Origin of the sequence: Achromobacter ruhlandii (assembly GCF_002082135.1) — a bacterium.
Lineage (GTDB): Bacteria > Pseudomonadota > Gammaproteobacteria > Burkholderiales > Burkholderiaceae_B > Achromobacter > Achromobacter ruhlandii.
Genome location: NZ_CP017433.1, coordinates 4511250 through 4523397 on the forward strand (window position 1 = coordinate 4511250; position 12148 = coordinate 4523397).

At 69.7% G+C, this 12148-nt stretch carries 11 protein-coding genes; 10 read left to right on the top strand and 1 reads right to left on the bottom strand.

Annotation, left to right across the window (positions count from 1 at the left end; genetic code table 11):
• The first annotated feature begins 185 nt into the window (after window positions 1–185).
• The 10 genes from urtA (at window position 186) to AruCF_RS20440 (ending at window position 11423) form a co-directional block, all read left to right on the top strand.
• Complete coding sequence (gene urtA / locus AruCF_RS20395; protein WP_047993316.1) at window positions 186–1439, top strand: urea ABC transporter substrate-binding protein; 1254 nt, start codon at window positions 186–188, stop codon at window positions 1437–1439.
• Window positions 1440–1460: 21 nt separating this feature from the next.
• Window positions 1461–3092: an urea ABC transporter permease subunit UrtB gene (gene urtB, locus AruCF_RS20400; RefSeq protein ID WP_049075705.1), complete on the top strand. Its 1632-nt coding sequence runs from the start codon at window positions 1461–1463 to the stop codon at window positions 3090–3092.
• Complete coding sequence (urtC, locus tag AruCF_RS20405; RefSeq protein WP_006386131.1) at window positions 3089–4216, top strand: urea ABC transporter permease subunit UrtC; 1128 nt, start codon at window positions 3089–3091, stop codon at window positions 4214–4216. The genes urtB and urtC overlap by 4 nt, the downstream gene beginning before the upstream one ends.
• Window positions 4213–5052 (top strand): urea ABC transporter ATP-binding protein UrtD, encoded by an 840-nt coding sequence (gene urtD / locus AruCF_RS20410; protein WP_006386130.1) that lies wholly within the window; start codon window positions 4213–4215, stop codon window positions 5050–5052. The genes urtC and urtD overlap by 4 nt, the downstream gene beginning before the upstream one ends.
• A 1-nt stretch (window position 5053) precedes the next feature.
• A complete protein-coding gene (gene urtE, locus AruCF_RS20415; RefSeq protein ID WP_049075707.1) occupies window positions 5054–5752 on the top strand; it encodes an urea ABC transporter ATP-binding subunit UrtE in 699 nt (232 codons plus the stop codon).
• Between the two features lie 25 nt (window positions 5753–5777).
• Window positions 5778–6176 carry a DUF2946 domain-containing protein gene (locus AruCF_RS20420; protein ID WP_049075709.1) on the top strand — a complete coding sequence of 133 codons (399 nt, stop codon included), beginning with the start codon at window positions 5778–5780 and terminating at the stop codon, window positions 6174–6176.
• A gap of 166 nt (window positions 6177–6342) precedes the next feature.
• The gene (locus tag AruCF_RS20425; RefSeq protein WP_049075710.1) at window positions 6343–8544 is read left to right on the top strand and encodes a TonB-dependent receptor; all 2202 of its coding nucleotides are present in this window, start codon (window positions 6343–6345) and stop codon (window positions 8542–8544) included.
• Between the two features lie 8 nt (window positions 8545–8552).
• On the top strand, window positions 8553–10088 hold the full coding sequence (locus tag AruCF_RS20430; protein WP_049075712.1) for a PepSY domain-containing protein: 1536 nt from the start codon (window positions 8553–8555) through the stop codon (window positions 10086–10088).
• A gap of 77 nt (window positions 10089–10165) precedes the next feature.
• Complete coding sequence (arsC, locus tag AruCF_RS20435; protein WP_049075714.1) at window positions 10166–10594, top strand: arsenate reductase (glutaredoxin); 429 nt, start codon at window positions 10166–10168, stop codon at window positions 10592–10594.
• Between the two features lie 223 nt (window positions 10595–10817).
• Entirely contained in the window at window positions 10818–11423 is a 606-nt protein-coding gene (locus tag AruCF_RS20440) for a phosphatase PAP2 family protein (protein WP_049075716.1), read from the top strand.
• Between the two features lie 65 nt (window positions 11424–11488).
• Here AruCF_RS20440 and AruCF_RS20445 read toward each other — a convergent pair whose 3' ends face one another.
• A complete protein-coding gene (locus tag AruCF_RS20445; protein ID WP_174655163.1) occupies window positions 11489–12040 on the bottom strand; it encodes a methylated-DNA--[protein]-cysteine S-methyltransferase in 552 nt (183 codons plus the stop codon).
• Window positions 12041–12148 lie beyond the last annotated feature (108 nt).

Sequence of the window (12148 nt, forward strand, 5' to 3'; positions counted from 1 at the left end):
CCCCTTTTCCCTATCGCTCCATACAGCGCATCGCGCCCCCCGATGCGCCTGGCACGCCTTTTGCTTTTGAGTCCTGGTCACGCCCTTGCTTCGGCAGGGCCGCGCGCAGAGGTAGTTGGATGCAGTCCCAGGCTTTGAGACCGTTATCGCCGGCGCCGCCGGCTTCTTCCCATCCAGGAGTCACCATGAAACGCAGACTAGCCCTCAAGCAATTGACCGCCGCCAGCCTATTGGCCATGTCCGGCTGGATGCCGCAACTGTTCGCCGCCGAAGACACCATCAAGGTCGGCATCCTGCATTCGCTGTCGGGCACCATGGCCATCTCGGAGACGTCGCTCAAGGACGTGGCCCTGATGACCATCGACGAGATCAACGCCAACGGCGGCGTGATGGGCAAGAAGCTCGAAGCGGTGGTGGTCGACCCGGCCTCGAACTGGCCGCTGTTCGCCGAGAAGTCGCGCCAGCTGCTGTCGCAGGACAAGGTGGCGGTGGTGTTCGGCTGCTGGACCTCGGTGTCGCGCAAGTCGGTACTGCCGGTGTTCAAGGAACTGAACGGCCTGCTGTTCTACCCGGTGCAATACGAAGGCGAGGAACTGGAGAAGAACGTGTTCTACACCGGCGCCGCGCCCAACCAGCAGGCCATTCCGGCCGTGGAATACCTGATGAGCGAAGACGGCGGCGGCGCCAAGCGCTTCGTGCTGCTGGGCACCGACTATGTGTACCCGCGCACCACCAACAAGATCCTGCGCGCCTTCCTGCACTCCAAGGGCGTCAAGGACAGCGACATCGACGAGGTCTACACCCCATTCGGCCATTCCGACTACCAGACCATCGTCGCCAACATCAAGAAGTTCGCCGCCGGCGGCAAGACCGCCGTCATCTCCACCATCAACGGCGATTCCAACGTGCCGTTCTACAAGGAACTGGGCAACGCCGGCCTGAAGGCCACCGACGTGCCGGTGGTGGCGTTCTCGGTGGGCGAGGAAGAACTGCGCGGCGTCGACACCAAGCCGCTGGTGGGCCACCTGGCCGCCTGGAACTACTTCGAGTCGATCAAGAACCCGGTCAACGAGGAATTCATCAAGAAGTGGAAGGCCTACGCCAAGGCCAAGAACCTGCCCAACGCCAACACCGTGGTCACCAACGACCCGATGGAAGCCACCTACATCGGCATCCACATGTGGAAGCAGGCGGTCGAACAGGCCAAGACCACCGACGTCGACAAGGTGATCGCGGCCATGGGCGGCCAGAAGTTCAATTCGCCGAGCGGCTTCTCGATCGAGATGGACAAGACCAACCACCACCTGCACAAGCCGGTCTACATCGGCGAGATCAAGGCGGACGGCCAGTTCAACGTGGTCTGGAAGAGCAAGGGCCCGATCCGCGCGCAACCGTGGAGCCCGTACATCCCGGGCAACGAAAGCAAGCAAGGCCTTTAAACCGGAACCGGAAGCGCAGCCATGCTGAATGCGGTCATCGCGAAATTCCTGCGTCACCTCCTGCTTGCATGGCTGCTGGCCGCGCCGGCGCTGGCTGCCCACGCGGCCGCGCCGGGCGTGGACCCGGCGCTGCTGGCGCCGCTGGCGGGCGACGATACCGACGCCCGGCTGCAGGCCATCGCCGCCCTGGGCCAGCAGCCCGGCCCGGGCGCGGCCGCCGTGTTGCAGGCGCTGGGCAATGACCAGCTGTATGCGCTGCCGGACGGCCGCGTGCTGATCGGCGACGGCAAGGGCCAGGCCACCGATCCGGCCACCGGCGCTTCCCTGGCGCTGCCGCCCGAGGCCGCCGCCATCGGCATCAACAACCGCTTGCGGCGCGCGATCGAAGCGGCACTGGCCGGTTCGCGCCTGTTCTCCGACAACCCGCAGGAACGGCTGGCCGCCGCCCGCCGCCTGCAACAGACCGGCGATCCCGCCCGCCTGCCGCTGCTGGAGAAGGCGCTGGCCGCCGAAAAAGACCCGGCCGTGCGCGCCGCGCTGGAAATCGCGCAGGCCAATCTCGAACTCAAGAGCGCCGACCCCGCCGTGCGGCGCCACGCGGTCGATCTGCTCGGCCGCACCGACAACGCCGCCTTCCGGCCGACGCTGGCGGCGCTGACGCAACAGCAGGACGGCGTCTACGCCGAACCGGACGCAGGCGTGCGCGAAGCGGCCGCCAACGCGCTCAAGCGCATCGACCGCCACCTGGCCACCATCGAGTGGGCCGGCAACCTGTTCTACGGTCTCAGCCTGGGCAGCGTGCTGCTGCTGGCGGCGCTGGGGCTGGCCATCACCTTCGGCCTGATGGGCGTCATCAACATGGCGCACGGCGAGCTGCTGATGATCGGCGCCTACGTCACCTACCTGGTGCAGACGGCGTTCCGCGCCTGGCTGCCGGGCTGGCTCGACTGGTACGTGGCGGCGGCGCTGCCGCTGGCCTTCGTGGTCACCGCGCTGGTCGGCATGGCGCTGGAACGCACCGTGATCCGCTGGCTCTACGGCCGGCCGCTGGAAACGCTGCTGGCCACCTGGGGCATCAGCCTGATGCTGATGCAGGGCGTGCGCACGCTGTTCGGCGCGCAGAACGTGGAAGTGGGCAACCCCAGCTGGATGTCCGGCGGCTTCACGGTGCTGGGCGGCCTGGTGCTGACCTACAACCGGCTGGTCATCATCGGCTTCGCGCTGTTCGTGGTGTTCCTGGTGTGGGCGCTGCTGAACCACACCCGGCTCGGCCTGTTCGTGCGCGCCATCACGCAGAACCGGCGCATGGCCGATTGCGTCGGCGTGCCCACCGGCCGCGTCGACATGCTGGCGTTCGGCCTGGGCTCGGGCATCGCCGGACTGGCCGGCGTGGCGCTGTCGCAGCTGGGCAACGTGGGCCCGGACCTGGGCCGCGGCTACATCGTCGATTCCTTCATGGTGGTGGTGCTGGGCGGCGTCGGCCAACTGGCCGGCACCGTCATCGCCGCGCTCGGCCTGGGCGGCGTCAACAAATTCCTGGAGCCTTACGCGGGAGCGGTCATGGCCAAGATCACCATCCTGGTGCTCATCGTGCTTTTCGTGCAGAAGCGGCCGCAAGGCCTGTTCGCCCCGCGCGGCCGGAGCGTCGAATGAAGCAGACCGCGCTGACCGATTTCAACCTGCTGGCGCGCCGGCCCCTGTTCAATGGCCGCGCCTGGGCCGCGCTGGGCGCGGGCGTGCTGCTGCTGGCGCTGGTGCCGCTGCTGAACCTGGCGTTTCCCGCCGGCCATCCGCTGCACGTCTCGGCCTACGCCGTGGCGCTGCTGGGCAAGTTCATGTGCTACGCCCTGGCGGCGCTGGCGCTGGACCTGGTGTGGGGCTACGCCGGCATCCTGTCGCTGGGCCATGGCCTGTTCTTCGCGCTGGGCGGCTATGCCCACGGCATGTACCTGATGCGCGCCATCGGCCAGGACGGCGTCTATCAGAGCCGCCTGCCCGACTTCATGGTGTTCCTGGACTGGAAGGACTACCCCTGGTACTGGGCCTTCACCGACCACTTCGCCTATGCCATGCTGCTGGTGGTGCTGGTGCCGGGCGTGCTGGCCTTCGTGTTCGGCTACTTCGCCTTCCGCTCGCGCATCAAGGGCGTGTATTTCTCCATCATCACGCAGGCGCTGACCTTCGCCGCCATGCTGCTGTTCTTCCGCAACGACACCGGCTTTGGCGGCAACAACGGCTTCACTGACTTCAAGCGCATCCTGGGCTTCGACATCACCGCGCCCGGCACCCGCGCCGCGCTGTACTGGATCACGCTGGCCGCGCTGGCCGGCGCGCTGGTGCTGGCGCGCGCCGTCACGCAGTCCAAGCTGGGCCGGGTGCTGACGGCGGTGCGCGACGCCGAGAGCCGGCTGCGCTTCATCGGCTACGACCCGCTCGGCTTCAAGCTGTTCGTGTGGACGCTGTCGGCGGTGCTGTGCGGCATCGCCGGGGCGCTGTACGTGCCGCAGGTCGGCATTATCAACCCCAGCGAGATGTCCACCGAGAACTCCATCGAGATGGTGATCTGGGTGGCCACCGGCGGCCGCGGCACGCTGATCGGCCCCATCATCGGCGCCGGCGCCGTGAACGGCCTGAAGACCTGGTTCACCAGCGTGCTGCCCGAATTCTGGCTGTACGCCCTGGGCCTGATCTTCGTGCTGGTGACCCTCTTCCTGCCCACCGGCATCGTCGGCCTGGCCCGGCGCCTGGCCGCCCGCTACCAGGAGCGACGCGCATGACCAGCACCCATACCGAAAGCGCCATGCTCGATGGCGGCCCCAGCGGCGACGCCGGCTACGGCCGCGTCAGCCCCAAGGGCCTGGACACCAGCCACGGCGCCATCCTGTACCTGGAAGGCATCACCGTCAGCTTCGACGGCTTCAAGGCGCTCAACGACCTGACGCTGGACATCGGCGTGGGCGAACTGCGCTGCATCATCGGCCCCAACGGCGCCGGCAAGACCACCATGATGGACGTCATCACCGGCAAGACGCGCCCCACCGCCGGCACCGCGTTCTTCGGCCAGAGCATCGACCTGACCACGCTGAGCGAGGCGCAGATCGCGCACGCCGGCATCGGCCGCAAGTTCCAGCGCCCCACCGTGTTCGAGCAGCACACGGTGTTCGAGAACCTGGAATTGGCGATGAAGACCGACAAGCGCGTGCGGCCCACGCTGTTCGCGCGCCTGACCGGCGAGCAGGCCGACCGCATCGGCGAGACGCTCGACCTGATCCGGCTGCGGCCCGAGGCCTTCCGCCCCGCCGGCCTGCTGTCGCACGGCCAGAAGCAATGGCTGGAGATCGGCATGCTGCTGATGCAGGAGCCGCAGTTGCTGCTGCTGGACGAACCGGTGGCCGGCATGACCGACGCCGAGACCGAGCGCACCGGCGAACTGCTCAACGAACTGCGCGGCCGCCATTCGCTGATGGTGGTCGAGCACGACATGGATTTCGTCAACCAGATCGCCGGCGACGGCAAGGTGACCGTGCTGCACGAGGGCTCGGTGCTGGCCGAGGGGCCGATGGCCAAGGTGCAGGCCGACCCGCGCGTGATCGAAGTCTACCTGGGGCGCTGACATGCTGAACGTGAACACCATCGACCAGTACTACGGCGGCAGCCATACCCTGCGCGGCGTATCGCTGGCCGTGAACCAGGGCGAATGCCTGGCGCTGCTGGGCCGCAATGGCGTCGGCAAGACCACCCTGCTCAAGTGCGTGATGGGCGTGCTGCCGGTGGCGCGCGGCGCCATCGGTTTCGACGGCGCCGACGTCACCCGCCTGGCGCCGCACCAGCGCGCCGCGCGCGGCATGGCCTACGTGCCGCAGGGCCGCGACATCTTCGCCCGGCTCACGGTGGAAGAGAACATCCTGATGGGCATGGCGACCAAGCCGGCCGCGCGCGCGCGCCGCATCAAGGAGGAAGTGTTCGAGCTGTTCCCGGTGCTCAAGAGCATGCTGGCGCGGCGCGGCGGCGACCTGTCCGGCGGCCAGCAGCAACAGCTTGCGATCGCCCGCGCGCTGGTGGCCGAACCCAAGCTGATCATCCTGGATGAGCCGACCGAGGGCATCCAGCCCTCGATCATCAAGGACATCGGCCGCGTCGTCCACATGCTGCGCCAGCGCGGCGACATCGCCATCCTGCTGTGCGAGCAGTACTTCGATTTCGCCCGCGAGCTGGCCGACCGCTTCGTGGTGCTGTCGCGCGGCGAGGTGGTGGCCAGCGGCGACCGCGCCGCCATCGACGGCGAGGACGTGCGGCGCCATCTTTCCGTCTGAAAGGGCTTGGATATAATGCGCCGTCATGCACCTCGCCCACTTCCTGAACCGCGGCTACGCCTGGATCGCGCTGATCGCGATCCTGTGGGCGTCGCTGGTTCCGTCGCTGGCGCATGGCAATCACCTGCCCAATGCCAGCCGCCAGGTCAGCGTGGACTACTGCGCCCCCGAGGGCCGCTCGTCCCTGACCATCGAGGTGCAGGGCGATGACCCGGCCGGCGACCACGCCGCCCATCATGGCGACAGCAACCACTGCCCGTTCTGCCGCAACCCCCAGGCCGACCTCGGCCTCCCTCCCGCTCGCCTGACCGTGCTGCCGGCGCCCGCCAGCGGCGGCGTCACCTACCCGGCGCTGTTCTACCGCGCCGCGCACCCGCTCCACGCCTGGCACGCGGCCCAGCCGCGCGCCCCGCCCGCGGCCTGAGCGCGCGCACGCCGTTCCCCGAGGACGGCCGCCGCGCCGCCTGCGCCCGAGCCCGCGCCGCCCGTTTCCGGCGGCCACGCCCTGGAGACCCCGCGCCCGCGCCTTTTGCCGCCCCTGAACGCGGCGCCCGCGCGAGCGCGCATGCCGGCCCCCGCCGGCCTGGATCATGAAAAAACACTATGCAGCATCCCTGCTGGCCGGCGCCTGCGCGGCCAACCCGGCGTTCGCGCTGACCGCCGAACCCGCCATCGAGACCCTGCCCGCCACCCTGGTCGAAGGCGAGCGCGCCGACGACGCGCCCAACGGCCCGATCAACCTGGAACGCATCGACGGCACCGGCAGCCGCCTCGGCCTGCGCATCAAGGACACGCCGGCCTCCGTCACCGTCATCTCGCGCCAGCAGATCGAGGCGCGCGGCGCGCTCAACACCCAGGACATCGCGCGCGGCATCCCGGGCGTGAACAACGCCGCGCCCCCCGGCATGGCCGGCGCCGTCAGCTACCGCGGTTTCAGCGGCGGCCAGGTGTCGCAGCTGTTCAACGGCATCTCGGTGCAGTACGACTCGGTGGCCGCGCGGCCGATCGACAGCTGGATCTACGACCGGGTCGAGGCCATCGGCGGCCCGTCGACCTTCCTGTTCGGCGCCGGCGCGGTCGGCGGCGCCATCAATTACGTCACCAAGCTGGCCGAGCGCGACACGTTCTATGAGGGCCAGCTGCGCCTGGGATCGTTCGACACGCGCCAGGCATCGGTCGGCATCAACCAGCAGTTGGCCGGCTCGCCGGGCGGACGCGGCCATTACCTGCGCATCGACGCCAACACCACCGCCAGCCACGGCTGGGTCGACGGCGAGCGCTCGAATGCCGCCCAGGTGGCGGCCTCGCTGCTGTCCGACCTGGGCGACGACGTCACGCAGACCTGGGCCTTCGAGTACCAGCGCGAACGCGTCGACCGCCCCTACTGGGGCACGCCGCTGGCGGTGGGCGCGAACGGCAAGGTGAGCGGCGAAGGCCACATCCGCGGCGGCACGCGTTTCAAGAACTACAACGTCGAGGACGGCCTCTACGAGCAATCGGTGCTGTGGGCCCGTTCGCTGACGGAATGGCGCGCGGCGCCGGACATCACGTTCAAGAACACGCTGTACTACTACCGCGCCGAACGCGACTTCCGCAACCTGGAGACCTACCGCTACAACGCCGCCAACAGCCGCGTGCTGCGCTCGGGCGCGCTGCTGCAGCGCCACGAACAGAGCCTGGTCGGCAACCGCGTCGAAGGCCTGGTCGAATCGACGCTGGCCGGCCTGCCCACCAGTTGGTCGTTCGGCGCCGACCTGAGCGTGAACAAGCAGACCCGCTATCCCACCAGCCTGCCGGCCACGGTGGACGCGGTCGATCCGTACGATTTCCAGCCGGGCTATTTCTACGACATCCCCGGCATGACGCGCGGCCACAACCCGGACCGCGACAACCGCATCCGGACGCTGGCCTTCACGCTGGAAAACCGCACGGAAGTGCTGCCCGGCGTGGCCATCGTGTCGGCCCTGCGCAAGGACTTCATCGACCTGGACCTGACCAACCGCCGCGCGGTCACGGCCAGCGCGCCGGCCTCGGCCTCGCGCAGCTATTCGCCCACCACCGGCCGGCTGGCGCTGAACTGGGCCGTCACGCCGCAGGCCTCGCTCTACGCGCAATACGCCACGGCCGCCGATCCCCCGTCCGGCATCATGGCCACCGCTTCGTTCGCCGACGTGCTCAACAACGACAAGCTGACCACCGGCACGCAGAAGGAAGTGGGCGGCAAGTTCGAGTTCTGGGACGGCCGCGGCTCGGCCACCATCGCGGCCTACGAGATCACGCGCAAGCACATCTCGGCGCCCGACGCCAACAACCCGGCGGTCAGCATCCCGGTGGGCCAGCAGTCGGCGCGCGGGCTGGAACTGGCCGGCGGGCTGCGCCTGACGCGCACCCTGTCGCTGCAGGCCAACGTCGCCTTCGTCGATCCCAGGTACGACGACTTCTCGGAAACGGTCGGCGGCGTGCGCGTGTCGCGCAACGGCAATGTGCCGACCAACACGCCGCGGCGCGTGGCCAACGCCTGGATCGACTACGCCTTCCTGCCGGACTGGAACGCCAGCGTGGCCGCGCGCTACGTCGGCCGCGCCTACGCCGATGCCGCCAACACCGTCTGGGCGCCGTCGTACACCGTGTTCGACGCGGCGCTGTCGCACCGCATCGACCGCCACTTCACCGTCACCGGCCGGGTCCGCAACCTGACCGACAAGGTGTACGCCGCCAACGTCACCGGCACGCCGATGTTCTACCTGGGCGCGCCGCGCTCGTTCGAGCTGACGCTCCAGGCGCGGTTCTGAGGACAGCCATGGACGCCATCCCCTCCCCCCGCCGCCGGCCCGCGTCCGTGCCGTGGTCCACCCGCGCCAAGCGCTGGCTGTACCTGACGCACCGCTGGGCCGGCATCGTGCTGTGCCTGTTCTTCGCCATGTGGTTCATCTCGGGCGTGGTGATGATGTACGTGGGCTACCCCAAGCTCACGCCGCAGGAACGCATGACGCACCTGGCGCCGCTCGACCCGGCCCGCGTCGCCGCCACGCCGGCCCAGGCGCTGGCCGCCGCCGGCGCCAGCGACATGGCGGGCCTGAGCCTGGCCGCGCTGCGCGGCGGCGCCCCGGTCTACCTGGTGCCGATGGGCCGCGGCCGCGCGCCCAAGGTGGTGGATGCCGCCAGCGGCGCGCTGCTGCCGCGCGCCGACGCCGCGGTCGCCACCGCCAGCGCCGCGGCCTGGTTCGACGGCCGGTACGCCGCGCGCTACCAGGGCGAGGTGGAGGAGGACGTGTACACCCACTCCGGCGCGCTCGACATCCATCGGCCGCTGCATCGCATCGACCTGGACGACCCCGCGCGCACCCGGCTGTACGTCTCGTCCGCCACCGGCGAAGTGGTGCTGGACGCCACCCGCCGCGAACGGCTGTGGAACTACGTCGGCGCCTGGATCCACTGGCTGTACCCGTTTCGCGGCAATGTCTTCGATCCGTGGTGGCACGACATCGTGGTCTGGCTGTCGGTGGCCGGCGTGGCCGTGGCGCTGACCGGCACGGTGGTCGGCATCCTGCGCTGGCGCTTCTCGCGGCCCTACGCCAGCGGCAGCCGCTCGCCGTATCGCGAGAACATGATGCGCTGGCACCACCTGGCCGGCCTGATGTTCGCCGGCATCACGCTCACCTGGATCTTCAGCGGGCTGATGTCGATGAACCCGTGGAAGGTGTTCAGCAGCGGCGCGGCGCCATTGGCGCAACAGGCCTACGCCGGCGGCGCCTATGACGCGGCCGCGCCGCAGGCGCCGCCCGCCGCGCTGATCGCCGCCCTGCCCGCCGCGCCGCGCGAACTGCGCTGGACCCGCGTCGACGGCCGCGACCTGGTGCTGGCCCGTAGCGGCCCGGGCGCGCCGCGACTGCTGGCGGCCGCCGACGCGCAAGCCGTCACGCTCGACCCGGCGGCCCTGCGCGCGGCCGCCGCGCGCCTGGTGCCCGGCGCCACGCTGACGGACCTGCAGGTGCTGGATCGCTACGACTTCTACTACTACGGCCGCGACGAGCACGCCATGCTCGGCCATATCGAGAAGCCGCTGCCGGTGTGGCGCCTGGTGTTCGACGACCCGCAGGCCAGCTGGGTCTACCTGGACCCGCGCACCGGCCAGGTGCTGAGCCGGCAGGACCGCGGCAACCGCGCCAGCCGCTGGCTGTTCGCTTTCCTGCACAGTTGGGACTGGACCGGCCTGCTGGCGCGGCGGCCGCTGTGGGACATCCTGCTGGTGTTCCTGAGCCTGGGCGGCGTGGCCCTGAGCCTGACCGGCGTGGTGATCGGCTGGCGCCGGCTGGGCCGCAAGCTGCGCGCCTGAAACCGCGCGGCGGCGAGGACCGGGCGGGAATGCACTATGCTCCTGCCTTGTCCCCGCACCCTCGCAAGGAAAGCGCCATGTCCGACGTCACCATCTACCACAACCCCAAGTGCGGCACCTCGCGCAACACGCTGGCCATGATCCGCAATGCCGGCATCGAGCCGACCGTGGTGCTGTACCTGGAAACGCCGCCCTCGCGCGCCGACCTGAAGGCGCTGTTCAAGCGCGCCGGCATCACCGTGCGCGACGCGCTGCGCGAAAAAGGCACGCCCTACGCCGAACTCGGCCTGGATGACACCTCCCTGAGCGACGACGCCCTGCTGGACGCCATCGAGGCCCACCCGATCCTGCTGAACCGCCCCTTCGTCAGCACCCCGCTGGGCGCGCGCCTGTGCCGCCCGTCCGAACTGGTGCTGGACATCCTGCCCGCGCCGCAGCAAGGCGCCTTCACCAAGGAAGACGGCGAAGCGGTGATCGACGCGCAGGGCAAGCGCATCGCCAAGTGAGCGCCGTGCGGGCGGGCTCGGCGCGGCCGGCCCATGGCTGTCGCGGTCCGGCCCGTACGGGCCGCGCCGCCGCGTCCCCGCCACGCCCGCCAGCAAGTGCCACGGAAAGCCACATTCGCATCCAGAAGTAAATCCCGGGATCCGGCCACGTTTTGCAAGGGAATTGACGGCAAACCGGTCTACCATCGCGCCCAACGAAATAATTTCACCCCGATGACGCGTCATGGATTTCCTGGAACCTCTCAATCAGTCCCTGTTTCTCCTGATCAACGCCGATCCGGCCAGCCCCGGATGGCGCATCCAGGCGGGCCTGTTCGTCGCCAATCGGCTGATCCTGCTGGTGCCCATCGTACTGGCCGCGCTCTGGCTGTGGGGCGCCCAGGCCCAGCGCGACCTGGTGCTCAAAGCACTGGTCGGCATCGGCGCCGCGCTCTGCATCAGCTACCTGTGCGGCGCGCTGTGGCCGCATCCGCGGCCATTCGTGCTCGGGCTGGGCCAGGCCTTCTTCGCCCACAAGGCCACCTCATCGTTCCCCAGCAACCACACCATCATCATCGCCACGCTGGCGTTCACGCTGATCTTCGACCGGCGTTGGGCCGGCTGGGGCTATGCGACGCTGCTGCTGGCGGCCGTGGTCGGGCTGTCGCGGGTCTATCTGGGCGTGCACTTCCCGCTGGACATCGCCGGCGGCCTGCTGCTGGCGCCGCTGGCCGCCGGGCTGGCCGTGCCGGTCTGGCGCCGCGTCGGCGCGCCGCTCACGGCCATGTCGCAGGCCATCTACCGCAGGCTGCTGGCCCTGCCCATCGCGCGCGGCTGGATCCGCGCCTGACGGCCTCGATCCGGCGACCGCCCGCGCCGATGTGACGCGGGCATCCCGCCGCCGTTGCGGCCGCCTCAGGCGGCCCGCGCCAACGACGCGCCTCGCGCGGCGCGCCAGCGGGCCTCGTGCTCCAGCAGCCAGCGCTTGCGATGCAGCCCGCCGCCGTAGCCGGTCAGCGCCGCATCGGCGCCGATGACCCGGTGGCACGGCACCACGATCCCCACCGGATTGGCCCCATTGGCCATGCCCACGGCGCGCACCGCCGATGCCCGGCCGATGCGCCCGGCCAGCACGCCATAGCTGACCGTGTCGCCCGGCTCGATTTCGCGCAGCGCGCGCCATACCTGGCGCTGGAAATCGGTGCCGCCCAGCGCCACCTGCAACGGGTCGATCGCATCGACCTGGCCATCGAAATAAGCCAGCAAGGCGCGGCTGGCCGCCGAGGCGCGCGCGGCATCGGCCACTTTCACCGCGCCTTTGCCATACTGGCGGCGCAGCAGGACATGCATGCGGGGTTCGTAATCCTCCCAATCGACGGCGCGCAGGCATTGCCCGGCATCGGTCAGCACGAGCATCTTCCCGATGGGGGTGGCGACCCGTTCTAGGGTGAAGGTCTGGACAGGCATGGCGGGCTCCGGGTGCGGCGTTGACGCGTCCAATATAGGGCGGCCGGCGGCAACGCGCTGGCGGATTCCGGACATGGCAATGCGGATGACAACAGTGTCCGAAAACCG

Excerpts from the sequence above, each read along its gene's own strand:
- urtA (WP_047993316.1), top strand. The coding sequence starts at position 186 with ATGAAACGCAGACTAGCCCTCAAGCAATTGACCGCCGCCAGCCTATTG.
- urtB (WP_049075705.1), top strand. The coding sequence starts at position 1,461 with ATGCTGAATGCGGTCATCGCGAAATTCCTGCGTCACCTCCTGCTTGCA.
- urtC (WP_006386131.1), top strand. The coding sequence starts at position 3,089 with ATGAAGCAGACCGCGCTGACCGATTTCAACCTGCTGGCGCGCCGGCCC.
- urtD (WP_006386130.1), top strand. The coding sequence starts at position 4,213 with ATGACCAGCACCCATACCGAAAGCGCCATGCTCGATGGCGGCCCCAGC.
- urtE (WP_049075707.1), top strand. The coding sequence starts at position 5,054 with ATGCTGAACGTGAACACCATCGACCAGTACTACGGCGGCAGCCATACC.
- AruCF_RS20420 (WP_049075709.1), top strand. The coding sequence starts at position 5,778 with ATGCACCTCGCCCACTTCCTGAACCGCGGCTACGCCTGGATCGCGCTG.
- AruCF_RS20425 (WP_049075710.1), top strand. The coding sequence starts at position 6,343 with ATGAAAAAACACTATGCAGCATCCCTGCTGGCCGGCGCCTGCGCGGCC.
- AruCF_RS20430 (WP_049075712.1), top strand. The coding sequence starts at position 8,553 with ATGGACGCCATCCCCTCCCCCCGCCGCCGGCCCGCGTCCGTGCCGTGG.
- arsC (WP_049075714.1), top strand. The coding sequence starts at position 10,166 with ATGTCCGACGTCACCATCTACCACAACCCCAAGTGCGGCACCTCGCGC.
- AruCF_RS20440 (WP_049075716.1), top strand. The coding sequence starts at position 10,818 with ATGGATTTCCTGGAACCTCTCAATCAGTCCCTGTTTCTCCTGATCAAC.
- AruCF_RS20445 (WP_174655163.1), bottom strand. The coding sequence starts at position 12,040 with ATGCCTGTCCAGACCTTCACCCTAGAACGGGTCGCCACCCCCATCGGG.